Below are 24,952 nucleotides of genomic sequence, written 5' to 3'. Positions count from 1 at the left end.
TATTTTTCTATTTTTACTGTCTAAACTTTGTTGTCTATTTATTATAATTCTTGGTGAATCGTTAGAATTATAAATTATTGTACCTAAATCTAATACAATAGATAGATTTTCATTAATTCTGTTCATAAAATAATCATCAGGTAACCAACCCAAAATTCATTAAAGTTCCTCCTTAAGTACATTAACGTGACAAAACTAGATTTCAGCGAGAGATACATTTTGTCATTGAAGGTTGTACTTTTTTAATTAATAACACCATAAAAATTTGTTAAATTAGAGATAGGTTATTATTGCATGGATATAGAAAGATACTAGGAGTTGAATATAATGAAAAAAAAGTATATTGAATTTATCTTAGAAAATCAGGAACATATGAAAAAAATACAGGAATTAGATAATATATCTAAAGAAATTGGAGATCATTTACTTGGTAAGATCGAAAGAACTTCTAATGGCATTTTAATTTCTGAAAGTAAAGTGCATGACTTGAGCTATCTTGAAAGGGAACTTGAGCGATTAATTGAAGATAATTACTTCATGGACAACGATTGTGATTGCTTCGGTATGATAGAGCAAGGATATATGCATGCCCTTTATAACCATTTCCCATTAGATTTGATAGAAGCTATAACCACTGAACAAACGAGAAGACATACAAGAAAAAGGCATCCTAAAAAGAGTTGGGAAAAGCTAAGATCTTATGGATTGGAAACGGTAGATAAAAGGAAGAATACGAACATCGCATTTTAATACTAAAAGTTTAAATTAAAAAATGACTCCCGACAAATTAGAAAAGACAATTAAAACAAGAATGTTGTATAATGTTGTATTTTGATAAAGAAGACCTACATGAATATGTATTAGAATAAATTAAAAAATTTGTGGTTTTATTCCTTCAAGAAAATAACCGTTCAAGTGTATATGTTATAAAAAAATATAATTACACCATTCCTTATACATTTATTAGAATGAGTTAAAAAGATTGGGACATTTAGAGAGGAGGCGCAACTATTAATGCATACACAAGAAGATTTTTATAAGAAATTAATAGAGGAACAAAGAGTAGTAACGATATTTTTAATAAACGGAGTAAGAGTACCTGGAGTCATTATTGCTGTTGATAAATTTTCAGTGCTAGTCTCCAGTAACGGAAAGCAACAATTCCTTTATAAACAAGCTATTTCAACGGTTTCTTTATAAATAAAAATCTGCTTAAAATTGAATTTTGTTAATTTAAGAAGTTGTAAAAATAAAAAAAGGAATCCTTAGTAAAAGGATTCACCCCAGGAAATATAGATAAATAAAAAGAATTAAGTTTATTATAAAATAAAAGCATACTAAACATATTGAGAAACAAAAAATATTGAAGGTTGATAGCAAAGATTAATGTTTGCTATACTAAATGCGCACAAATATATGCAAAATCACAAATAAAATAAGGGCAGCTATGCTAGGCTGCCCTTATTTTATTTTTAATTTCATAATCCGCTATTTAATTTGAGGTATTTATAAACCTAGTACACTAACAATCTGACATGCTTTGGAATTTGCAATATGATAGTACATCTCTAATCCTCTTCTTTCGGAGCGGAGAATCTTGCCACGCATCTTAGATAAATGCTGAGATACAGTTGATTGAGGGACATCTAATAGCTCTGTTAATTGTGTTACATTACAAATTTTGCGGTGTTCTAGCTCCTTCACAATTTGTAATCTAACTGGATGAGCCATAATCTTTAATAATTCTACATCCGCCTCTGGGATTTTGTACATTTCATTACTTGCTTGAATAGTTGTCATTTTAATTTCTCCTTTTATAATTTCTTTTTGTTTTAATTATCTATTTTTAAGTATGTTTTTTTACTTGAGTACATTGTTCATAACCACTATATTGTTTGTTCTTTTGTCTCTGTATCAGATTTAATATATAGAAGTATTATGATGGCTAAAAATCCAATAAAAGATAGCATAGGTATTGAGATGAATCCGAATAAATTTAAGTAATCCTCTGTACAAGAAACTCCTACTGAACAAGTCTTCATCTCACTAATAGGAAACGCTTGAATTGTAATTTGATAGACAGATAACATTAAACCGATACACGCAAATGGAAATGCATACGTGCTGACGTGCGGATCTTTTCTATACATTCCTATCCCCAGTATTAATACTAATGGATACATGGCCATTCTTTGGTACCAGCACAAATCACATGGCGGCAGCTTCATCCATTCACTAAAAAACAAACTAATTAACATTGCACTAGTAGCTATCGTCCAAGCAATTGCAATGTGGTACTTACGAATCCATTCCATTTTATGTTCTCCTCACACGATTTTAGTTGCATTGAAGGTTTTATAATAAGGATGTGATATTATCTCAATTATCTATTTAGAATGTCACTAACTTATTTCCGTATTTGGAATAACCGGTTTCAATGGATAGTATCCAATCATTTAGATCTTCCCAGTCATACCCCTTATCTTTCAACTCTGGTGGAAAGCAATTCTCAAAATCATCACGCATTCCGTACATAGTTTCTAATGCTGTTTCTAGTGGACCGAATCTATATACAATATGTGTTTTCACTCGTTTGTTTTTCTTTTCTGCTACAGCCAAATATACATATCGTCTTTCCTTTGCTAAAACAAACTTCAAGAACCCTGGTATTTGACTCATCTAAAACATTCCCCTTTCGGTTTTCCTTACCCTTTTCTGTTATATACGAGTAAGGAAAACAAGCGCTTTTGCTGTATTAATTTAAGAGATGTCTCATTTTTTTGCTTTGAAAATACAAGAACACACTCATTATGACAATATTTATCACACCAGCTGCAGCTCCAATTTTTGATATAACATACACATATTCATTACCGCTAAATGAAAATAGACTCAAAAAAATAAAGAAAGTAGAAATAAAAAAAGATAAGAGCATGTTTCTTTTGTTTCCATTCATTCAAGAAACCTCCTTTTGGAATAAGTATTGATATTAAGCTGCATCATTACGGTTATAATGCCGATTCTTTTCATCTACAAATCCTTTAATGCTCCACACACCAGCCTTTAATTCTTTTGCTTTTTTTTCTGCTTCTAGCATTTCAGGTAGAAATGTAGTATTAGGTCTAGAAATATAGGCTATAATCCCATAACCAGACTTGACCATTAATTCATTAATATGTATTCCGTTACAAAATACATAAGCCAATTTCCTACCGTATTTGTCTTCTTTTTGTCCCCGATCATAAACCAAAGTGACACTTTTCCCTTCTAGCTGTTTCTTTAAAAAGGAAGAGGCTTCTTTTCCCATCTTTTGTGGTGGGATTTTTTGAGATACAGACTCAGGAGTATCCAATAACAGTAACCTTACCGTCTGTTTCTGACCCTTTACGTTCACGTCTATCGTATCTCCGTCCTTTATATGTAATATCTTCCCTTTAACAGTCTCTAAGCCTTTTATTTTCCCCTTATAAGCTTCTGGAATATCAACAATACCTTTCCCTTCCACGTGCTGTTGTATACCGTTTTGTACTGCTTGGGCAGGTCTTGAATCATTTTTTGTTTGCGTTGAATTGCTACATGCTGCCATTTGAAATACGAATGATGTTATACAAATAGCCTTAATCCATATTTTCATATCGAAATTTCTTCCTCCTAATCAAAATACGTGAATAGCCGCATCTAAAAAACAAACGGACTCTCTATTGTATTTACTTCTCGATAATTACAACATAGGCAAAACTGTATCCATTTTGGATAATCATTATAAAGCGCTCTAAATGAGCGTTTCTTACAACTTGGACATATTGAAACTATATTTTCTTCATTCTCTTCCTGACTTTTCAATTTTTCAAAAGAAACATTAGTAGATGCTATACTAGTGGTACACAATATATATCCCCCTTTTGAGTCTTGAAATTTCAAAAACAAATAAAAAAGGACACACCTATGGCATATGTATGCGTAGGTGTGTCCTTTTGCAAGATAGTTTTAGAAGTATTTTGTTACTTTTATCATATCATAGTTCTAATTAATTTTATATATGAAATTTAAGATTTTGCGATATTATTTCTTCTTCTCATATATAAACGAGACTCTCTTCTGTGAAGAGTCATATGTTAATTTCGCATCGAATGATTTTCCTGTTTTTTTCGATATAAATCCTTTTATTGTATCCGTCATATTCTTTTCTAATAATTTTTTTATTTGACTAGCTGTAATTCTTTTTTCAAGTATCATTCCTGAAACAATGAAATCACAGCCCTTCTTGTATTGTTCGCATAGATAGTTTGTTTTCCCTATTATGACTCTACTCTGGCATAATGGACATTTACCTACTGTACGATCATCTGTAGTTGGAAATTCAAAACAAATACTAAGATCCGGGTTTAATCGAATCGCAGCTGTGAATTCTCCTTTTCCCCCACTAAAACCACTAATGAAGTCTGTTACATTGTTATTAACTAGCTTTTTAATCTGGCTATCGGATAATTTCTTGCCTTTAATTTTAGCCGGCAACATAAAATCGCATCCGTTTTGATATTCTGAGCACCCAAAAAACGTTTTACGGTTTAGGATTTGTCCTTTTTGACACTTTGGACACTGACCTAGCGATAATTCTTCAACTGAAGGTAGATTAAAGCTGACTTCACCGTTAACAAATGCTAGATAAGCAGAAAACTCTTTGCCATTAGATTTAAAACCTTTTATAATGTCCGTTTTATTTTCTTCAAACAGTTTTTTAATTTGTGCTGCAGGAATTGTTTTTTCTTTTATTCTTTTGGGTAATCCAATGTTACAGTTTGGATGATTGCTACACCCGAAAAATTTCCCTCTATCTAAAATTATTCCATTTCCACAAGGACATTGGCAGACTTCTATTTGTTGCTTCCAGGTCTCTATTAGGTTGTGCGAAACCGTGTCAGGTATTCTTATAATCTCTTGTGTTATTTTTTGTACAAATGTATTTGTTTGGGCAATGAAGTCCTCATAACTCATTTCATTTTTTTCAATACGGTGTATCATTCCTTCCATTTCAGCTGTGTATAGTGGATCTTTAATTTGCTGAACAGGAAATTGTTCAATAAAGGCACGGCCAATTGGAGTCGTAGTAATTTTCCCTTTTTCAATGGCTATATAGTTCTTCTCATGTAAAGCTGGAATAAAGGTTGCTTCGGTTGCAACGGTTCCAATTCTTTTCCCCTTCATTAATTCCTTTAAATGTTCATCGTCAATTTTCCGTCCTGCTGTTTCCATGAAAGTCAGAATTGAGCTTTCTGTGTGTAGAGCTGGTTTCTTTGTTTTGGATTCCTGTAACTCAAAATCGCAAATTTGAAGTTCCTGTCCTTTCTGCATGATAGGAATTTTAAATACTTCCACACTTTCTTCCTCTATTTCCTCTTGAAACACTTCTAGAAACCCTTTTTCTCGAAGTACACTTTCTTTTGTTTGATAGTTATTTCCCATCGCGTCAATAAGCGATACTTCTCTTACCAGGTATACTGCAGGACGCATGAAATTACCCACAAAACGTTTTACCACGAGGCTATATAGTTGTTTTTCAATCTCTGGACGACCTTCCTCTTGATATTGTTTAGTCGTCGGTATAATAGCAAAATGGCTTGATACAAGCTCATCATTGAACGTTTTATGTTTCACATCAATTGCTTCAATGTCGACGGATTGTACCAGTAAAGAATACTGACTCTTAGCTAGTGCCTGCATAACACCTTTTACACGGTCCACTTGTTCTGTAGGTAAATGCCTAGAAGATGAGCGAGGGTAGGTTATGAAACCTTCTTCATACAAAGTTTGAATGTGTTTTCTGGAAGTTTCAGCATTAATTTGTAATTGCGCATGAGCATCTTTATACAGGTCTGTTAAGTTATATAGTAATTTAGGATTCTTCTTCCTGGTTCCCTCTTTAAACTCTTCTACTACAAGATATTGTCCTTTTAAATCTTCTCCTAAACTTCTTAATGGCGATGGGTTTAACACTTGGTCTTCTGTTTTCATAACCGGTTTAAGTCCTAAATCTGTTATTAGCTGCAGATGATAATAAGATTGTTCTTTATAGTTTTCAATTGCTAATTCGCGTTGGCGTATCTCATTTAATAAACACATTTGTACACGGCCGGATGACAATAAGAACTTATTTTGTGCTAATTTTGTGGTACATCCCCTGGTTATATTCATCCCTAATAGATAATCCAGATACTGCCTTGCTTTAGCAGAATACGCGAGTCCATCGTATTTAGACGCACTTTCTAATCGATTGAGAGCTGTCTCTAATTCTGCCGCTTCAAAAGAGGATTTATATACACGAGATTGCTTTTTATTCACACCTGCAAATTCATATACTTCCCTATAAATTAACTCTCCCTCGCGGTCCGCGTCACAAATGTTCACCGCATGGTCAACATCAGGGCGTTGCAGCAGTTTAACAAGGATTTGTAATTGTTCAGCATTCTCTTGTTTCACCTTATAAGCTGGCTCATAAATTAAAGGTAAGTGTTCTAAACTAAACACTTTGTACTTTGGATCCATCTCTTCTGGATTTTTTAATTCCAGCAGATGCCCACGGCACCAACTGACAATATAATGTTCATTTTCATAATAACCATAATAAGGTTTGCTACCAATGTACTTTTGTGAGTGACGGAATCGTGGCGATTTCATAATTTCATTGGCCACTTTTGGTTTTTCGGCAATAAATAATGTTTTCCCCATAACTTTTTCCTCCTTAAGCAAAAAAAGGACACACCTACGCTATGGTTATGCGTAGGTGTGTCCTTTTGCAATATGATTTTTTCAGTATTGGATTACTTATATAATAACATTTACTCTATTTATATACAAATCGAATCAATGTTCAATGAGACTCCTAAATATCTATCAGGTTGTTTAAACTTCGCAATGATTTTGTGAAGTGCCGAGCATTTCCCCAATTTCAATACATCTATTGTTATGTTTTAACCCCGATAATAGATAGATGATTAATAACGAATATTGCGACAATCCCTTGTATATCAACAATATCCTGCTTTTTTACCAGCAAATTAATGTATTATGTAACGGTCTTTGTGTTACACCCTTCAAAGCATTCAGGATGCCTTTGTATCAATGTTTTTTAACATTCGATACTACCTTATGGAGCGTATACACCTGGTAAATTTACCGTGTATCACTTCTCCATTTATGGCGTGGAAATCCGCCGAAAATTTAATAATTCACACTCCTGCACCCAGGGTTTCTTAATGATTTGTTATCTTTTTAAATACATCTATTAGTTTGTTAAACCCTAAATAGAGGGTCCTAACCGACTTATTAATAAGTATTTCAATACATCTATTATTATGTTTTACCTACCAGGTTCCTCCTTTTATATAAAAAGAGGACGCATTTCAATACATCTATTATTATGTTTTTCCTAAGATTCCTACTCATATGGTTACTTGGCTGTCCGCATTTCAATACATCTATTGTTATGTTTTATCTCGATAATATATGGATGATTAACAATAAATATTGCGACAATCCCTTATATATCAACAATATCCTGCTTTTTTATCCGCAAATTAATGTATTATGTAACGGTCTTTGTGTTACATCCTTCAAAGCATTCAGAATGCCTATGTATCAATGTTTTTTAACATTCGATACTACCTTACGGGGCGTTGACACTTGGTAAATTTACCGTGTATCACTTCTCCATTTATGGCGTGGAAATCCGCCAAACTACTTCCTACTACATTATTTAATTAATATTTTCCATCTGCTCTATATACTGTTCTTTATATTTTGTTAAATTTAATTTTTCTTGTAACTTCAATTGTTTTTGTATTACCTTCTCAATATTGTACACAGAAATGTTTTTGGCAGCATTGTAGTCTGCATGAACTTTAAAACTACATTGCTGACATTCAAAGGTAGATTGATTTTGCCGATTATTTTTATGGATATACCCACATTCACTACATCGTTGACTTGTATAGGATGGGTCAATTTTCACCACTTTAATCCCATATTGATTTGCCAGATTCTTGATTTTTTCCTGCAAATCAAAATACGTCCAATTTTTTAGGAATGTTTGTTCTTTACTTATTCCTTGTAAATCCTCTAATTGTATAGTGCCACAATTATATTTTAAGCACTGTTGCACTATATAATTGGCATACTTATGATTCGTAGCATTTCTAAACTTGGCTATTTTATCATTTAGTACTTCAATTGGTTTAATTCGTTTTTTACGGCCTTTCCCTATCCTATTTCCACTACAATACTTACCTTGGCGTAATAAACTTATACGTCTATGCTCAATTTTTTTTCGAAAAGCCTCAATTTCTTCACCACTAATTGCCCCTCTTACCAAACCTTTATTAAACGCAAAATAGAGAACATTTATTTTCCCCATATCTATGCCCATAATTAAATCTTCATCAAATTTAAGTTCTTCTTTTATATTTGACTTATAAGTAATAGATAAATACCATTTCTTTTTATGTTTATGGAGCATGCAAGCGCCTTTGGCATATGTACTATCAATTATTCTATCTAAAATTACCTTCATACTATTTTGTTTTCTTGTCGATAATTTCACTAAAATTTTACCATTGGGTAAATCGTTTTCTTTTATAAATTTTGATGAAAAAAGAGATACGCTTGCGATATAATCACCACTCTTTTCTTTTATTATCTGAATAGAGTTTCCATGAATATCAATTGGTAAATTGTTTCGGAATGAAGGAATGGACATCTCACCACTCCAAATTTCTTTTTTTCTACTATTCCAGGTCTTAATTGTCTTCTGTAGAGTAGTGGACATATTGGCTTTATTAATATCTTGATATTCTTCTTTTAACTGATCATAAATATATCCACTTATGGTTTTTTGAGTACACCCATATAATTGTTGGGCACTTGGATATTGGCCAGTATCCTTAAAGTGCTTCAATGATTGATTATCATATTCCCACAATTTTTGTATAGTTCTATTCCCAATAGTTCTAAAATGATATGAAAGTGTACGTAAATATATTTCAAACGTCTTCCATTCTATATTTACAGGACAGACTATTTGGTATTTCATTACTTTTACAGCTATGCTCAAATATGTCACCTCACCGTTATATTAATCAATACATCAATATAACCGTTTTATTAAAAAATATACTCTGTTTAGCTTTTATCCTTATTTGTGCTGCATTAAAATATATACTAAAATGTAGTACCCTGTCCCACTCGTAACGGAACTAATGTTTTAATATTTAAAGAAAAGACGATTGTTTATCATAAATGTAAGGATATTATTCTAATTCGAAAAAAATTTGCCATATAAATATCCATTCGACAATATATTACATTTTATAAATGTATATTGTGTTATGATATCGAAGGATTTATCTACAGTAGGAGGAACGCATAAATATGTTAAAAAAATTATCAGTATTTCTTATTGGTACTTTGCTATTATTTGGTTTAGCAGCCTGTGATAGCATCAAATCGGTGGCTAGCGATGTTACAGTAGGAAAAGTAATTGAAGAATTTAAGACTGCAGGACTTGAAGCAGAACAGCCTAGTGATCTACCGGAAAAAGAATTTGGGAATACTAGAAAAGATGCGAAACGCATTCTTGTACCAGCACTAGGAGAAGATAGTGGTGGTAGAATATTTGAGTTTAAAAACAAACAAGATCTTGAACAAGCGAAAAAGTACTATGACGATTTAGGTAACGGTAATCAAATGTTATTCTCTCATACTTACGCAAAAGGTAATTTTCTTTTACAAATGAATGGTGACATGGAAGATGCCCAATTTAACAAATATAAAGAAGTAATGGACAAAATAATTAAGTAAGTTAAGGAATCCGCTTTCATTTTTCAGAAAATATGATATGATTATATTTGGATGGTAGCTCGTATAAATCTTATTAAATTTAAAGTGGTTATCAAGTCGAAGAAAAGGCACTCAAATGAGTGTCTTTTCTTATGGACAAAGTAATATAAATTATATTATAAATATATAGTAATTATAAGTAAATGGGGTGTATATCATAATTAATTTCGAGCCATTAAGTCCAGTTATGAATGACATAGCAATCAAACTTGCCATGGTACTATTTATACCGTTATTCCTAGCATTAATTGTCAAAGTTATACTTATGAAATTTATGAAAGAGTCGATTGCTGGCAGAATTGCAAGTCTATCTCTATTATTTTTCATGTACTATGTATTTATATTTGTTGCAGGATAAACAGGTATCTTAGGGTGTCTGTTCCTTTTAAAAGTTAGAATCAAAGTGATTTTATAATTTCATTGGCCATTTTTGGTTTTTCTGCAATAAATAACGTTTTCCCCATACCTTTTTCCTCCTTAAACAAAAAAGGACACACCTACGCTATGGTTATGCGTAGGTGTGTCCTTTTGCAATATGATTTTTAAGTATTGGATTACTTTATATGATAACATTCCCTCTATTTATATACAAATAGAATTAAGATTCAACGGAACTCTTTAACATCTATTGTTACGTTTAACTTCCGATAATATAAGAACAATTAGCATTAAATATTGTGAAAATTCCTTAGAAAACAACAATATCTTGCCTTCCAACCAGTAAACTAATACACCGGTCTTTAAGTTACATCCTTCAAGGCATTTTCAATACTCACATATCAATAATTTTTACACCTGACATTATCTTGTAAAAGATTAGCATCTAGTGAAATTAATTGGTGTAATTTTCCATTTATGATGTGGAAATCCACCAAACTATCCCCTACTAACTTAATATTTTATTAGATTTAATTTCTCTTGTAGTAAACTATAAAATATAAATATAGCAGTTTACATTATACTTTAATATAAATGCCGTTGATTCTCTACAAATCATTAGATGACATCAAGTTTACTTGTTTATGTTAATCATACATCATTTCTACAATAATGGTTATCAGTATATCTAAGCTTTAGATGCCTATTATAATTTCTCTGTAGCTCTTTGTATCAAAAGCTCATTACTGAATCTGAAAACTTGCATTCTTGTTTATAAATCTAATTTTCTTTATCAGGTCTTCTAAATATAAAAGTTTTGTGTATCCTTGTAATTCAGTTGAAATTAGTAGCCTTGCAATAGAGCACCTATAAAAAGTATTTATAGTAACAGCAAATAGTAACAATAATACCTACTACAGCAAATAGTATACTCCCTAAACTGAATGTAGAAATTTTCATTTGAAATGTTTTGATTTCACCTATCTCTACTCCCGCATTAAAATACTTATCAGTAACTTTAGCAATATTCTCTTGATAATTAACAAAATAAGGTACTAACCAAATATAACACAAGAGGACGAGGCTTCCTATAAATAGTGCATCAATAAATGGAACACTCCAATTTAATGAAACAATAAATATTATAGTGAGCTCTATTAAAATAACAAACAATATAATTATTATATTTTTAACTTTTTTGGGAAGTGTTTTAAATAAGGTGTCATTTAGAATTTTTTCTATTTTAACCCATAAAATACTGAGTAACAAAATCAAGCCTAATAATATAAAACTTACTAAAATTTTAAATACAGCAAAGATAAAAATATACATAATCACACCTCAAAAAGTTAAACATGTTATTTTATTAAATATTTGAGTTTTTGTTCGGTATCGCTCAGAACTCATTTTTGCTTTATTTCTTTATAATTATTATTTGCTACATAGTTCAAGTTTTTTATGTTCTTAAACACTTTTTGTAAAGAAGTTATAATTTAATGCTATTAAAGAAGTTTTCAAAACTTACGTAATACTATAAATAAGAAAGTTTATGGAGCTAATCCAAAATAATCTTTATAAAACACCAGAAACCGTAAATGTTTATATTGCATATATAACTTAACAATATTTGACGTGAATTTGTACATTCGGAACCACTTTTAATTGCTAGAGTTTAGAATTAACTTGGAGGAAGTTGTTTTATTAACGATGTAAGATATTGTTTCCCAAAATTCTTTTTCTAATAAGTATATATCCTCTAAGCACTTTTGAATTTCAATTAAATTTTTTCTTTCTTTAGTTCGGCCTGTAACAAAGAATTTTCTACCAAGTAATTTGTACAACTTATTGATTTTTTGCATTTTATTAATACAGGAATACTGCTCAATTTCTTTGAAATACGAAGAAGCTTCTATTAAAAATTCTGTATATAACTTTCTAAATCCACTTCCCCCACTTCCAATTTTCTCAATCATCATATAAGTATGGAGGCAACATTCTTCCCATTCTGGTAATTCAGTCCAATAAGGTATTTCAGCTGAAAGTTTTTTAATGTTCAGAATTCCATAATTATCATTTTGATTTTGAAGCATATCATTAGCATTTTTCCACATACCTTTCAGCATGGCTTCACGAATATCTTCGATAACAAACGGATACACAGGTGCCCAAACATTTTTACGATCATATGGCACTTTCGCTTGATTAATTGCTTTTTTTAAATCTATTAGGCTTAATGAAAAATATTCACTAGATATAAAGTCAGATACAAGGAAAGTCTTCTTTCTTATATCAAAACCTAAAATAGTAAACGTATGTCCAGCGACATTTCTTCCTCCTTTAGTTCCATAAAAATCCAAATAACCAGTTTCCGAAATTACTAATATAGGGATATCATTTTCTAAAAAACTAATTATTTTATCTACGTTCAGTACTTCACCACTATACCACTTAAAATTATGATTAATAGCATTAAAAAAATTATTTTCAAAATAGGGTGTACGAGTAATTAATAACCTTGGATAGTTATTTGCAAAACTAAAATAACTAAAAAACAAACCGCTCCCAATCCCAAAAATCATAGCCTCACTTAAAGGCTGCTTATAATACATCATAATTTCTTGAATAGCAGTAGAAGAACAATGTTTTCCAACTAAAGAAGGAAAATCAGAAATTATGTGTGTGTTCACTTATACTTCCCTCCCGTACAAATTTTTCTTGTTCCAGGCTAATCACATTATCTTCTAGCGCTGGATTTGCAAAATGATCTACAACAATAATTGTTATATGTTCTTTCAAACTGTTCATTACATTTTTGATCTCGTATCTAATTTCAGAATCTAAATTGGAAAAAGCTTCATCCAGAATTAATATTTCCGGATAACTTTTCAAGACGCTAATAATAGATAATAGTTGTTTTTTTCCCCCAGATAATTCTGAAATAGTTTTACTAGGTTCTAATAAAGAAACTAGTACTTTCACATATTTATCAATTATGATTTTTTTCTCAGGGTTTATAAGCTTGTTATAATTATTTTCTTCAATTAAGTTTAATTGATCGGTAACATTTTCTGCAATAAATTCAGGCTCTTGAAATGCAACACTAATGTTTTTTCTTAACATTTCAATATCATATCTTGTTACTTCATAACTATCTATATAGATTCCACTAGATTTTATAAATTGAATTAAAGATAAAATTAGCGTTGATTTTCCAGATGCATTTCTTCCCACTAAATAATTAATTTTTCCTCTTACAATCTCACCTGTAAAATTACTAACAATATTTTTATTCCCTAGCTTTACTTGTGCATTTTTAAAAAGCACATTACCTTGCATATTTTTTTCTAACTTAACATGATTTTTTTCTTCCAAGTCCAAACATAGTAATTCATGCACTCTTTTTATAGAAATTACACTAATCTTAAAATCAATAAACAATGACATAATTCTTTGAATTGGTGAGAAAAAATTCATAGTATAAACTAAAAATGCAGACAAGGCCCCAATGCTTAAAGTGTTATTCTTCACCTCTGAAAACCCAATTATTGCAATTAAACCAATTAATAGACAAAATAGAATAGTCATTGTAATATTCATAACTGCAACTAATTTAGCATTCTTGGATTGAGTTTGAGAAATTTTAACGACCCTATCGTTATATTGTTGATCAAAACCATTTTTTCTTACATATATTTTATAATTTTTAAAATTAAGTTGAATTTTCTCTATTACATTTGATAAATAATCTCGATGTTCTATCAGTTGCATATTGATTATATTAAGTTTGCTATTAAATAGATAAAACACACCATAATATATTGGTAAAATCATCAAAATAATTAAAGTTAATTTTAGGTTAAGAGCCATTAAAATTAAGAAGGTACTTATAAATACCAAACACTGCACGATTAGGTCAAATATTATAGAATTAAGAATTCCTTGACACTGTGGAACATCATATGTAATAATCTGCGTAAGATTTTTGTTTTCAAGATTTATAAATCTAAAATAATCCGATCGTTTTAATGTTTCATTTATCTTCTTTCTTAATACTAAATTACTGTCAATTACAACTTGATTATCTAAAATTACAGCATAATATTTTATTATTAATTGAACAATTATGATAGAAATAAAGATCCAGCCATATTTTATTGCAAACCCATACAAATTACTAATTGTAACATTATCAATAATATATTTTAAAATAAGTGGGAAAGCGATTTCATTTAAAGCAAGAAAGCAGGAAAATAAGAACAATATGATAAGTTTATATTTTTGCTTCTTATACAGATTTACGAGAAACTTCCATAGCACTTTATTCTTCACTTCCTGTTTCCTCATTTTCATAATATAAATCACTATATTTAGTCCCCATTATTATTGGGGTAGGGTATTTTATTCCTCCGAAAACATGCGAAAGTAACACAAATTCGTTTTCTCCATCAATTTCTAAAAAATCATTTACTTTATTTTCATATATTCCAAAAATTGCTCTAATACCTAAGTGTTGTGCACTGCTTAATAAATAAAGATTTTGAGAAAGATGCCCCATATCTAAATGTATTAATTTATAACCCCTATCTTCATATTTACTACTTGTTTGATCAAGATTTGCAACATGAAACATAATAAAAGAAGCGGAATGAATATGTGTATTATCAACATATAGATTATTAATAACTTCTCTAAAATTTCCTTTTCTAATCATTTCTAAGGTACTTTCTTCCTTATTATAATAATATATACCTTGTTCTAAATTTTCGACGTTAAAAATCGCTATATAAATACTTATAGGATATTTCCCCCCTGCAGATGGGGTAGCATTATGCTGTTGATTAACATATCCATATGAAAAATGAAGCAAGTTTGAAAGTGTTTTAAAACCAATTCTTGTGCGGATTTCTAATTCTGCAACAGATTGCCTACTATTTAAAACTTGATAAAATTCTTGCTTAATCATAGTCTTATCTATACAAAGAGGAATGCTTTTAATACAATAATGTTGTTTTTTTATTTTTGTGGAATAGTCATATACTTTATGCTTTGAAATCCCAAATGAGCTCATGGGGGTTGCTCGAGTATTGCAATCATACATTCTGGATAATATATACTGCTTTGTATGATCTTCAAATTTATTCACAACAATTACCTCCTCTTTTTATATATTCTTTACGGGAATGGATGTGGATTCTTATTAAAAGTTTTCGCTGGAACATATCCCATATTATTGGGGGCATCTATTAATCTATTGCAACCTAACATAGGTAAAGTTATTTCCAGAAAAGCCAACTCTGGCATTAACACTCTATATACATATAAACCTAAAGAATTTATATCTTCTGTAGTTAAATCATATGAATAAAGATTTAACTCCATCTTATCGAGATTTTCTTTTAGTTCTTCAAAATTATTAACTTTCGAATAATTATTAAATGGCTTTTCAGAATTCGAAATCAAGAAATCAAAAGCTTCTTTATCGTTTCCTGCTGCATAATAAAGCATATGATCCTTGATACTCCTTATATTTTTCACGTTTTTAATATCCGAAAATTCCGCCATTTCAAGGTTAGGATCAGCTAATAAATTTAGACTTGCTAACGTTTCCATTAGAGCTCCTTTTAACGCTATAATAGGTTCATAATGTGCTTTTGCCCCTACCTGTATATAAGGGTAATTATTATAGAGATTTCTTATTAAGACAAAATATGTAGGAACTTTGATATCTGTTGTTATCTCAAAGAAGAAAACTTCAAAACCTTTTTCATTTGCAACGTTCAAATAATACTGCACAGTTTCATCTGGAATCGTCTTAGAATCTATTAATGGAACTGTCAATTGGTTCAACCATGTAATCATAATTGCGTCTCTTTCTATACATTCTAATGCTGCGTTTTCTATCGCTTGTAACCTTGTAGAACCTGTTGCTAAACCAGTAGAAATTGAATCTCTTATATGCGGAAGTAAGAACTCTTTATCAACATCAAAATACATTGTGTTAGCAGGAACTAGTATTTTTTTATTATGGATTTCATCCATTGCTTCAACCCAATAAAATATGGTTTCACCATCAATTTCTTTACAAGTATGATATGTTTCTTGATATTGTTCATTCAACGGCTGTGTAATTGATAGTGGATTCAAAGCATGAACGTTTTTTTTTACTAAAGAGTTAAATGAATCCTTTATTAAAACCTCTGAATTTAGGTAACATGAACAATAACGCTCAAGTGCCTCACCCACAGCTGATATTAATGCCGATTCAGGACAGTCATAACTATATCCTAATCCGCTATAATCCCCACGAATTTTTACTCCCTCACTAACATCAACTAATTCATTTCTAAATGCAAAATAAATGTGCATTGGAAATGGCAGTTTGAAATCCATCTTATTCTTTACATGATGTATAATTCCAGTATTTTTATTTATAATATATTCTAAAGCATTCTGCATTCCCATAATTTTTACTCCTAACTATTTAATACAAAATCTTTGATTATATTTTTATTAAAAGTTCCACATTTAGAACATCCTGGAACTTTTAATACGGGGTTTAAATTCGAATTTAAGCTAAATACATTATAGGTAAATTCTTTTCCAATTATTTCGCAAGTCATACAATTAGAGAAATATTTCATAATAAAACTTAATATTTGAAAACTAAACATCTCTATTGTCCCTGGAATTAAACTAATATGAGTTTCATTCCATTCACTATTATATCTCTTCAGATATTTATAGCTTAGGTAAGAATTTTCGCAATTCGTAATTTTCCTACTCAAAAAACAATTATAACAACTAGTTTCACTAAATATAAATATTGGACCAATACTATAATATTGCTCTTGTACTAAAGCTCTTAAAAATGGGATTCCATAAGATTTAGATAATTCATTTGCTTCACTAAATAAGTCCTCATTTTCAAAAAAGTCGACTGCTATTATTAGACTTGCATTTTGAATTTGACTCATTTCTAAAAATGAAAATTTGGTACCAAAAGCTTTCTTTAAATTCTCCTGTAATTCTCTATTTCCCATTAATACTATTTTTTTTGTATGAGTAACTTCTATATCTCCAAAAGCACTGGATACAGAACCTGTTAAATTTGAGATGAACTTTTCATATCTTTGCAAATCTTTATCCATAAATTTATATTTTTCAAGCATATCATAATTCTTTATAATGTTATTTTCATCTAGCACTTTAATTATTTCGCAAAGATATTCGATAGGTAATTCCAATTTCTTCGCTAATTGTTCTGTGCTTAATTCACCAGATAGTAACGGAATTAAATCAAGTATATCCTCAACAGAATCTCCATTAAGGGTTATATATGTATCTCTATTAAAAAAAACTATTTCTTCACTCTCTTCTTTCACAAAACAATAGCTATCTAGTATGGGTTTATAATTAAGAATTAGATGATCCATTATTCCCCTCCTATATTAGTGCTTAGGTACACGGTTTCATTAATCTAAGAGAATTTTAAAGAAAAAGGGAGGGAATCCTCCCTTTTTCTAATTGTTATCCAGAACATTTTTTCCATATGTCTTTGCCAATTGTTCCTGGTTTAGGACCCAAACAAGAAGTCGAACCACCACATCCTGCTCCTGCACAACCGGGATCATGGTTTTTTACATAATTAATTTTTCCAGACTCAGTTAATTTAATATCTAGAATTTTTTTCTGTTCCACATATATCAACTCCTTTCCTGTATAATGATAACGCCTAGGCATTTTCCAATATAGCCCAATTTTAGGGGTAAATCAACAGAAAAATAAAATTTTTTTGTTTTATATTAATATTCAGAATAATATATTGACAATGCATTAAAAAAAAAGTAATATGAAACTTCACGTTAAGTAATAAAATTCACATTAAATTTCAATAGTCTCATATTAAGGATAATTACTTTGATTACGCTAAATTAAAATTAAGTTCTTCTAAAAAAATATTTTTAAATCATTGAATTCAAAATACTCTTTATAATAAAATCAAATAAGGAGAGGACATATATGACTTCTAAAAAAAAAATCACTTGGTTACAAGTGTTTTTTATACTGATTACTTCATCTATTATAGTGATTACTACTACATTGGTAAGAAACCTAGGAAATGAAAATATTATAACATGGTTTAACTTTGAAATTTCTTTGTATTCTATTATAGTAACATTCTTATTTTTATATAGTGCATCCTATCATTATTTAAAGGGTGAGTGGAACTTATTTGCTCTTTTAAAGTGGAAAAACTATATTTTATTTTTCACAGCGATTATACTACAATTTATAATTTCCGCCTGGCTATTAAATATCCCCCTTCTTAGTACCTGGAAACTGCTTACTAGTCCCACGGCTTATTATTTTGAAGCTACATGGGCACAAAAAACTTTATTCATTATAGGAATGACTCTATTAACCGCAATAGCTGAAGAAGCTATATTTAGAGGGATTATCTTTAATAAATTACTTGAAAAATTCAATCTTTTCATTAGTATGTGTCTATCTGCTGCACTTTTTTCAATTTTACACCTTCCAATAACATTTACCGATGCATTCATTGCTTTTCTGCTTGGAATTTTAGCTACATCTTTATATCGCTTTACTAGGTCACTTTCTATACCAATTATTTTTCATAGTATTTGGAATTTATTTATCATCTTTTACAGTAACTATTTGTAATAGAATAAATAGTTCCGTTGTAAAAGTGGTTATTAGGAACATAGAATAGCCAATTTTTCACATTTCCATCTTATAAAACTAAGACAAACAATTTATGAATAACTATCTTCTTTTTTCGAACAGACTTGTTTGGTAAAACACTTTATCCTTTTTCATTAAGTTGATTAATTTTACAACTTTAATCAACTACTTCACTAGGCCATTATATTGATTATTACATTAACATAGTCGATTCATTAAAAATTATAATAAACAAAAAAGGCATCTCTACTGATGCCTTTACTTTTTCACCACTATATATAATATAATAATAAATTCACTTATTTTTCTTTCTCACCAAATCTTTTGGATCCCCTTTTAATTTGTAATACTTCATGTTAAGACGAATAGATACTACAGAGATTACAATGAACCCTATTACATATAACATTATTCCTTTCTCCATTTCTTATTGTTTTGCAAACTTATTGTGTAAATACTTCACATGTTTCTTTTCGATATCCTTATCCATAATGTCCGCTCGCAATATTGTTTGGTAGATGTGCTGGACCTCATCATTTGTTAGTTGCGTTTCAGTATATGATTCAATACATTTTTGTAGATCGTTATAATACAGGACATGTTTATCTTTAGATTGAACATTTACTCTTTTTAGACTGCATTTTGGATGGAACGCTACAATAGAGATACACGGCAGCTGTTGTTCTATTAACCATTCAATTGCTTTTATATGTTTATAGTTTTGTCGAAATGGATTTTGAAAAGAGGATTTTTTTCTAAAAATACCCTGTGTCCACCTTGCAGATTTCTCATTTCCATAGATCCATCCCTCGTAGTTCTTCGTCTCTATAACAAATACACCGGTTTCCGCGATAACAATATGATCAATTTGCGTTGTATCACCATACTCCGTATGAACCGTAACATCATGTAACACATAGTAACTTTTTGGATCCAATTTACTTAATATACGTTTTACTAATTTTTCTCCCGCTTTCCCTTTCCATTTTGGGACATGTTTTTTTACAACAATATTCAACGGAATCAGAATCGCAATGAGAACTAATTCAAATATTAATACTTTCATAATAGCCCCCCCTTTTTTACACCCTTGCGTTTCTGCGCATTAAACGATATACATGCGTTTCTAATCCTAAAATAAAATATGAGATACATAGGCCTTTTATCACCATCTCTACGAATCCTAATGCTAATGAAACAAGGAGCCCACCTCGAAACTGAAAAGGTCTGGTCACCCTTCTATTTACTGGTTTTTCAATGACGCCAAAGTTAGCCCAGGTAGGCAAACGTTTTTCCACATTTTTCACGGTACCCATTAATCCGTATTTTAACGATAGAATGAAACATCCGATTAATAAATAAACAACAGAAGAAAAATAGATAGATAAGCCTATTACGATGCATGTCAGTAACCAGCCTATTAATATAGAATTTCGCAAAGCAATATATTCTCGATTTCTTTTCAAAACAAACATTCCTTTCAAAATAAATTAGGGTATTTTTAAATGGAAAATATTTACATTTAAAAATAAGCATGATATGATACGTCTATATTAAATTTTGAAATAGCCTATAAAGGATTGTGATAGATATGTTAAAACTTGTAGTAGATAATACCGTAACAGAACCAGAACCAAAAACAGATTCAGCTTTTTCAAACTACTTCACCTGCAAAGACTGCGTATATTATCTTTCAAAATCAGATTCTTGCAGTCTACAATTAGCAGCTGATTCAAATAGTCCCCTTATTCCTTATGAGTGTGGGAATTTTGAGGAAACCTATGAAATCGGAACGGAAGATCCATTGAATTCACATATTCATCAACGACTTCGTGAAGAAAAAGCACAAATACTAGATGAAAGCTATCCAGCACAACCTGCTATCGATCCAATCCATAAAGACGCAATATGGTATGGGTCAGTAAACTATGGTTGTTGGATTATAAATGATTCAAAGAAACGTTTTGTACTTGCAGAACAGGTACCTTTCGGTGATAATAATATGTCATCTAAAAAATACGCATCTCCTTTTCCTTTACATGACCATGATGCAAAAGAAGGTATCCGGCACTATATGTGTTGGTACGTAAATGAAAAAGGAATTGGCGAATACCATCTTCTTATTGGTGGTGTCATCATGAAAATTGCAGAAGGAGTTAAGAAACTTGGATTCAATTACTAATCGTATCTACAAGAAAAGAATGTTAGAACATACCATACTATTTAGTTTGGTACAGCTGGTACCACTGCTCGTATCTACCGGTATCATATATATATTGCTAGAACTTACTGATACGGAGTGGAAAACCTGGTTTAGTTATGAAGGAATCTTTGCAACTATTTTTCTTATAACGAGGTTCCAGGTGTTTCAGAATAAAAAAAGTATTATTTCTTTAAATCAACACGAAAAGTGGTTTTCAAAGTTAAATATTTTCTTGGTCTCTATATTTCTAGTATTATTTGCATCCATACCAACTCTATTAAAGATTGCTTTCATTCTACAAATGACTGTTATTCTATTTCTACTAGAGTACCTTTGTTTGTATATTGATCGTTTACCGATACATAATTTATATAGAGTAAAAGAGATCATTTGTGATAAAAAACAACTCAAAATTGAACGAATTATTCCAAACAATGAGGAACACGGTACTCATACAATTAAAACAAGGGATGAGCAATACTTTTTATATACCGCTGTGTATTTGAGCGGCATACTATCGCCAATTTCAGAAGAAGTCTTTGAAGAATATGAAAGAAACAACCTAATGGGTAGATAAAAGGTACTGAATGCAGATTCAGTACCTTTTCTATCTTTACATATGGTTCTTTACATATTAGCAAATAGCCATGGAGCGAGTACGGCTAACATACACAGCAAACAAGATCCCGTTATGACACGATTTGCCCAACGGTAATATTCCGGCTGTTTCGTACTCTCATGAATTCTTCTTAAACGAATACCTGCGATTAACATAAATGGTGTGAAAATAAGTGCTGTTGCTTTAAACAGGTCTAAAAAATCCGTAAAGATGTTCATAAATGAAAATACATCGGAACTAAACAAGAAGTATACACTTAGTCTCATCGACATCATGCTGATAAATGAGAAAATCATACTTCCAGTTGCCCACTTCATCCATTGACCATTCTTTGTAATTAATGCCATAACCATGACAATAACACCCAATACGAATGAAATAGAAAAGATATTGACTCCTACTTTAAAAGCCGGTGCATACAATCCTTCAATCTTTTGTATGATTGATGATCCAAAGGAATCATCTTTCTCTGTTGTTTTCGTTCGATTATTTAGTCCATTTTTAAATGATGACGAAACATCATTTCCTTTTAATTCATTAAAATCTACTTTTACAGAAGCTTGAGCTGCTTGTAAGGGTACAAGTAATAAAATCATTAAAATAAGCGTGCATAAGACTCCTATCATTCCTTTATCTCGTTTCATCACACATCACCCGCTAATTTTGGTTTGATGCTCTTTAATTTGATTTCATTTCCTACTGCTGCATAATAAAGATCTGCTGCATAATAGATATTTGCTTTTGTATATGCCCCCATAATTGCATTTGCAATTTCTTCTTTTTCTACTGCCACATATGTTTCATTTTCATTGTAAAACTCAATTTCAATTCGATTAATATTATTATTTAATACTGTAATATGTAATTCTTTTAAGCTATCTAATCGATTGCCTAATCCACACACTAACTTAAATACTTTATTTGCAATTGTTGGTGGTTTGACATACGTCGTATTAAAATGAATTGTTTCATCATCTATCACACCATCTTCCTCGACTTCACACGTCATGATGAAAGAATGATTTTGTTTTTCAATTTCTTGTTGACTCAACTTGCGATCAATGACATACTTCACGCTTGTTGACAGGTTTTCTATATATTCATCCAGTTCGGTATTTGAAATTTTAACCTCTGAGAATTCCGGAAAAATCATGTAAGCATGTACATTTGAACTACTTTTACTTACACGTAATACCTGGATTTGTTTCTTTTCATAGCGCACCGTTTGTTCTAATTTTTCTACTACGTTGTTGCTTATATGATCGATTGCCATATATTATCACTCCTATTTACTTTGATAAAATAATTCTTCATACACTTCTCATGATTTGATGCTATCTATTTAAAGCATTGTAATATTACGAAGAGTTCTCAATTCTCCTGTTTTAAGACTGTTAATCACCTGAATCTCAAAACATTTTAATATTACAATGACGTACAATGTCTCATTATAGTCGAATATCCTTATATGGTGAATCATTCTGTCCCACTCATTTGTACAAAAATAAAAAAATATTTTATCCTTGTACAAATGAGTGAGAAAATGCTGTATTTCATGCTATTTAACCAAGAAAATACAACTAGGAAATACATTCAGCTATTTCCTAGTTATCTTTCACTCCATCTAACTAGTGTATAGGAATACAATGAATCAATTTGTAATTCTATATACAACAGTTGATTTTCTGGTAATATTTCTCCCTCTGTATGAATCCAATAACGCTTGTTATTAGACATATTAAGTACACGTGTCAGTCCTTGTTCTCGCCCTATTACTTTTGCGATCCATTTTACAAAATCCATATCATCTACCCCTGAAATTCCTTGTTGAAAAGTGACGATATGCTCTGTTTCTTGTGGGATCGGCAACTGTTCTAGTTCCAGAAATGTCTCCTCATATTCTAGTAATTCCTCTGGTATATCCTCATCGCTAGGAAAAGGGATATTATATACTGCTTCAGAAGCAGGAGTATGGTGAAAATCTTCAACATACTCCACTTCCTTTGCAACGTCCTTGTTCTGTTCTAACGTTTTTTCTTCTTCACCTACATTCATTTGAATCGATGCAGCAACTAAATCATATATATTTGCTACATCCTTTTCTAAGGTAATTTCTCTCGTTGGAACAGTAACACGTTCTTGTTCCCTGCCAATAGGCCTATTTTCTCTTGGACACCAATAAACAGGTCGTTCCACCGGTTCTGGTCCTTTTTCTTTACTTTTCTCTTCTATCAACATATTTCTTTTTGTTTTGTAAACTACAAAACATATATAGCAAATTAATGCGATAAGAAGCATCTTAAACATGATTTTCCCCTCTCATTTAACCAAATAAATCAAACTCAAATTGTCCTTCAATTACTTTATTTTTTTGTTTCCCTTTCCCTTTCTTTTGAGAAGTATCTACTTCCACAATCAATTCATCCCACAGTGTAATGTCTTGTTTTTGTACAAGCATACGCTTATCTGTATTCAGTGTTGTTAAAGTTCGAATCACATCTTCTATTTCTCCATCTATTTCAAGTACATTCTGCTTCATTCGAACACCAGGTACTTGCTCTTTTTTAATACATTCAACAGCTTTTTGTACAAATTTAGCCTCTTTCATAAATGCTACGTTCATTGTTTTTGGCAATTTTTCCACCCAATTCATAAATTGAATTTCAATTGGTTCAAATACAGTCTTTATTACATTGCCAAAGTTTTCAAGGACGCGTTTAGATTCATCAGATGCTGCTTTTGTCCATTCCTCTGTTGAACCTTTTAATTGATTCCCTCTCTTAATGTTTTGAATTAATAGAGTCTGTAGATCACCAGTATCACCAAGCATTGCATTCAGTCCGTCGCTTGTTGCATCACCGTTCATTGCTTCAGCAGCTTTGTTCTTTTGGGCAATTAATTGCGCCAGTTGTTCTTGGAACGTTTCTCGGTAACCAAGATAGAAAGTTCTGCACTGCTTTGTTTGACCAATACGCCAATGTCTTCTTGCAGCCTGATTTAACGTAAATAAGCTAAATGATAATTGATAATATCGATAGGTAAGGCTTTGAGGTAATCTCCACCTTTTCCCCCGATCCACACCGTACTTGCGCCTTTCAACACATACGGCGCTCCCTCGTATCTAATAAAATATCTGTTTCCCTCACAACAATTTA

Annotated in this window: 26 protein-coding genes and 1 pseudogene; 7 read left to right on the top strand and 20 right to left on the bottom strand. The window is 30.9% G+C overall.

The window, feature by feature from the left end:
• Positions 1-327: 327 nt before the first annotated feature.
• Positions 328-750 carry a hypothetical protein gene (locus ACTFRN_RS20505; protein WP_046648660.1) on the top strand — a complete coding sequence of 141 codons (423 nt, stop codon included), beginning with the start codon at positions 328-330 and terminating at the stop codon, positions 748-750.
• 264 nt (positions 751-1,014) lie between these two features.
• Positions 1,015-1,200 (top strand): RNA chaperone Hfq, encoded by a 186-nt coding sequence (gene hfq, locus ACTFRN_RS20500; protein ID WP_046648658.1) that lies wholly within the window; start codon positions 1,015-1,017, stop codon positions 1,198-1,200.
• A gap of 306 nt (positions 1,201-1,506) precedes the next feature.
• Here hfq and ACTFRN_RS20495 read toward each other — a convergent pair whose 3' ends face one another.
• The 7 genes from ACTFRN_RS20495 to ACTFRN_RS20465 all read right to left on the bottom strand — a co-directional run bounded on the left by ACTFRN_RS20495 (position 1,507) and on the right by ACTFRN_RS20465 (position 9,115).
• A complete protein-coding gene (locus ACTFRN_RS20495; RefSeq protein WP_000207870.1) occupies positions 1,507-1,800 on the bottom strand; it encodes an ArsR/SmtB family transcription factor in 294 nt (97 codons plus the stop codon).
• Positions 1,801-1,886: 86 nt separating this feature from the next.
• Positions 1,887-2,315: a disulfide oxidoreductase gene (locus ACTFRN_RS20490; protein WP_046648657.1), complete on the bottom strand. Its 429-nt coding sequence runs from the start codon at positions 2,313-2,315 to the stop codon at positions 1,887-1,889.
• A gap of 76 nt (positions 2,316-2,391) precedes the next feature.
• Entirely contained in the window at positions 2,392-2,679 is a 288-nt protein-coding gene (locus tag ACTFRN_RS20485) for a hypothetical protein (RefSeq protein ID WP_000078380.1), read from the bottom strand.
• A 76-nt stretch (positions 2,680-2,755) separates the two neighbouring features.
• A complete protein-coding gene (locus ACTFRN_RS20480; protein ID WP_044797021.1) occupies positions 2,756-2,956 on the bottom strand; it encodes a hypothetical protein in 201 nt (66 codons plus the stop codon).
• Positions 2,957-2,989: 33 nt separating this feature from the next.
• Positions 2,990-3,634, bottom strand: a complete 645-nt coding sequence (locus tag ACTFRN_RS20475) for a thermonuclease family protein (RefSeq protein ID WP_000708129.1) — start codon at positions 3,632-3,634, stop codon at positions 2,990-2,992.
• A 428-nt stretch (positions 3,635-4,062) separates the two neighbouring features.
• Positions 4,063-6,726, bottom strand: coding sequence for a type IA DNA topoisomerase (locus ACTFRN_RS20470; protein ID WP_046648653.1), 2,664 nt, complete (start codon positions 6,724-6,726; stop codon positions 4,063-4,065).
• A gap of 1,027 nt (positions 6,727-7,753) precedes the next feature.
• Positions 7,754-9,115 (bottom strand): RNA-guided endonuclease TnpB family protein, encoded by a 1,362-nt coding sequence (locus tag ACTFRN_RS20465; RefSeq protein ID WP_080344570.1) that lies wholly within the window; start codon positions 9,113-9,115, stop codon positions 7,754-7,756.
• A 308-nt stretch (positions 9,116-9,423) separates the two neighbouring features.
• Between ACTFRN_RS20465 and ACTFRN_RS20460 the strand changes: the two genes are divergently transcribed.
• Complete coding sequence (locus ACTFRN_RS20460) at positions 9,424-9,852, top strand: hypothetical protein (RefSeq protein ID WP_046648649.1); 429 nt, start codon at positions 9,424-9,426, stop codon at positions 9,850-9,852.
• 187 nt (positions 9,853-10,039) lie between these two features.
• Entirely contained in the window at positions 10,040-10,249 is a 210-nt protein-coding gene (locus ACTFRN_RS20455; protein WP_071713415.1) for a hypothetical protein, read from the top strand.
• Between the two features lie 887 nt (positions 10,250-11,136).
• Here the strand turns inward: ACTFRN_RS20455 and ACTFRN_RS20450 are convergent.
• The 7 genes from ACTFRN_RS20450 to ACTFRN_RS20420 form a co-directional block, all read right to left on the bottom strand.
• Positions 11,137-11,601: a hypothetical protein gene (locus tag ACTFRN_RS20450; RefSeq protein ID WP_225991071.1), complete on the bottom strand. Its 465-nt coding sequence runs from the start codon at positions 11,599-11,601 to the stop codon at positions 11,137-11,139.
• A 326-nt stretch (positions 11,602-11,927) separates the two neighbouring features.
• Entirely contained in the window at positions 11,928-12,956 is a 1,029-nt protein-coding gene (locus ACTFRN_RS20445) for a BtrH N-terminal domain-containing protein (protein WP_046648648.1), read from the bottom strand.
• The gene (locus ACTFRN_RS20440) at positions 12,934-14,598 is read right to left on the bottom strand and encodes an ABC transporter transmembrane domain-containing protein (RefSeq protein ID WP_046648680.1); all 1,665 of its coding nucleotides are present in this window, start codon (positions 14,596-14,598) and stop codon (positions 12,934-12,936) included. The genes ACTFRN_RS20445 and ACTFRN_RS20440 overlap by 23 nt, the downstream gene beginning before the upstream one ends.
• The gene (locus ACTFRN_RS20435) at positions 14,588-15,412 is read right to left on the bottom strand and encodes a SagB/ThcOx family dehydrogenase (RefSeq protein WP_046648647.1); all 825 of its coding nucleotides are present in this window, start codon (positions 15,410-15,412) and stop codon (positions 14,588-14,590) included. The genes ACTFRN_RS20440 and ACTFRN_RS20435 overlap by 11 nt, the downstream gene beginning before the upstream one ends.
• A 29-nt stretch (positions 15,413-15,441) precedes the next feature.
• Positions 15,442-16,731 carry a YcaO-like family protein gene (locus ACTFRN_RS20430; protein ID WP_046648645.1) on the bottom strand — a complete coding sequence of 430 codons (1,290 nt, stop codon included), beginning with the start codon at positions 16,729-16,731 and terminating at the stop codon, positions 15,442-15,444.
• Between the two features lie 11 nt (positions 16,732-16,742).
• A complete protein-coding gene (locus ACTFRN_RS20425; protein WP_046648643.1) occupies positions 16,743-17,702 on the bottom strand; it encodes a hypothetical protein in 960 nt (319 codons plus the stop codon).
• A 94-nt stretch (positions 17,703-17,796) separates the two neighbouring features.
• Positions 17,797-17,967: a hypothetical protein gene (locus tag ACTFRN_RS20420; protein ID WP_162837638.1), complete on the bottom strand. Its 171-nt coding sequence runs from the start codon at positions 17,965-17,967 to the stop codon at positions 17,797-17,799.
• 321 nt (positions 17,968-18,288) lie between these two features.
• On the opposite strand from ACTFRN_RS20420, the gene ACTFRN_RS20415 reads away from it, so the two are divergent.
• The gene (locus ACTFRN_RS20415) at positions 18,289-18,954 is read left to right on the top strand and encodes a CPBP family intramembrane glutamic endopeptidase (RefSeq protein WP_046648641.1); all 666 of its coding nucleotides are present in this window, start codon (positions 18,289-18,291) and stop codon (positions 18,952-18,954) included.
• Between the two features lie 448 nt (positions 18,955-19,402).
• Here the strand turns inward: ACTFRN_RS20415 and ACTFRN_RS20410 are convergent, their stop codons facing one another.
• Together ACTFRN_RS20410 and ACTFRN_RS20405 are read right to left on the bottom strand one after the other, a co-directional pair.
• Positions 19,403-20,041 (bottom strand): nuclease-related domain-containing protein, encoded by a 639-nt coding sequence (locus ACTFRN_RS20410; protein WP_000866032.1) that lies wholly within the window; start codon positions 20,039-20,041, stop codon positions 19,403-19,405.
• Positions 20,042-20,057: 16 nt separating this feature from the next.
• Positions 20,058-20,441, bottom strand: coding sequence for a hypothetical protein (locus ACTFRN_RS20405; protein ID WP_071713414.1), 384 nt, complete (start codon positions 20,439-20,441; stop codon positions 20,058-20,060).
• A gap of 125 nt (positions 20,442-20,566) precedes the next feature.
• On the opposite strand from ACTFRN_RS20405, the gene ACTFRN_RS20400 reads away from it, so the two are divergent.
• The gene (locus ACTFRN_RS20400; RefSeq protein WP_046648638.1) at positions 20,567-21,157 is read left to right on the top strand and encodes a hypothetical protein; all 591 of its coding nucleotides are present in this window, start codon (positions 20,567-20,569) and stop codon (positions 21,155-21,157) included.
• A 19-nt stretch (positions 21,158-21,176) separates the two neighbouring features.
• Positions 21,177-21,755: a hypothetical protein gene (locus ACTFRN_RS20395; protein ID WP_003305759.1), complete on the top strand. Its 579-nt coding sequence runs from the start codon at positions 21,177-21,179 to the stop codon at positions 21,753-21,755.
• A gap of 50 nt (positions 21,756-21,805) precedes the next feature.
• On the opposite strand, the gene ACTFRN_RS20390 is transcribed toward ACTFRN_RS20395, so the two are convergent.
• The 4 genes and pseudogenes from ACTFRN_RS20390 to ACTFRN_RS20375 all read right to left on the bottom strand — a co-directional run.
• Positions 21,806-22,441 (bottom strand): hypothetical protein, encoded by a 636-nt coding sequence (locus ACTFRN_RS20390; protein WP_000817512.1) that lies wholly within the window; start codon positions 22,439-22,441, stop codon positions 21,806-21,808.
• Positions 22,441-23,070, bottom strand: a complete 630-nt coding sequence (locus tag ACTFRN_RS20385) for a hypothetical protein (protein WP_046648635.1) — start codon at positions 23,068-23,070, stop codon at positions 22,441-22,443. Before ACTFRN_RS20385 ends, ACTFRN_RS20390 begins: the two co-directional genes overlap by 1 nt.
• Positions 23,071-23,405: 335 nt before the next feature.
• Positions 23,406-24,104 (bottom strand): hypothetical protein, encoded by a 699-nt coding sequence (locus ACTFRN_RS20380; RefSeq protein WP_046648633.1) that lies wholly within the window; start codon positions 24,102-24,104, stop codon positions 23,406-23,408.
• A gap of 16 nt (positions 24,105-24,120) precedes the next feature.
• Positions 24,121-24,837: pseudogene (locus tag ACTFRN_RS20375) on the bottom strand (hypothetical protein); the annotation flags it as partial.
• Positions 24,838-24,952 lie beyond the last annotated feature (115 nt).

The sequence above is a fragment of the Bacillus cereus group sp. MYBK245-2 genome (assembly GCF_051916145.1).
GTDB classification, from domain to species: domain Bacteria; phylum Bacillota; class Bacilli; order Bacillales; family Bacillaceae_G; genus Bacillus_A; species Bacillus_A pacificus.
The sequence above is the reverse complement of the archived record's forward strand: the minus strand, read 5'-3'. Positions and strand labels throughout refer to the sequence as shown.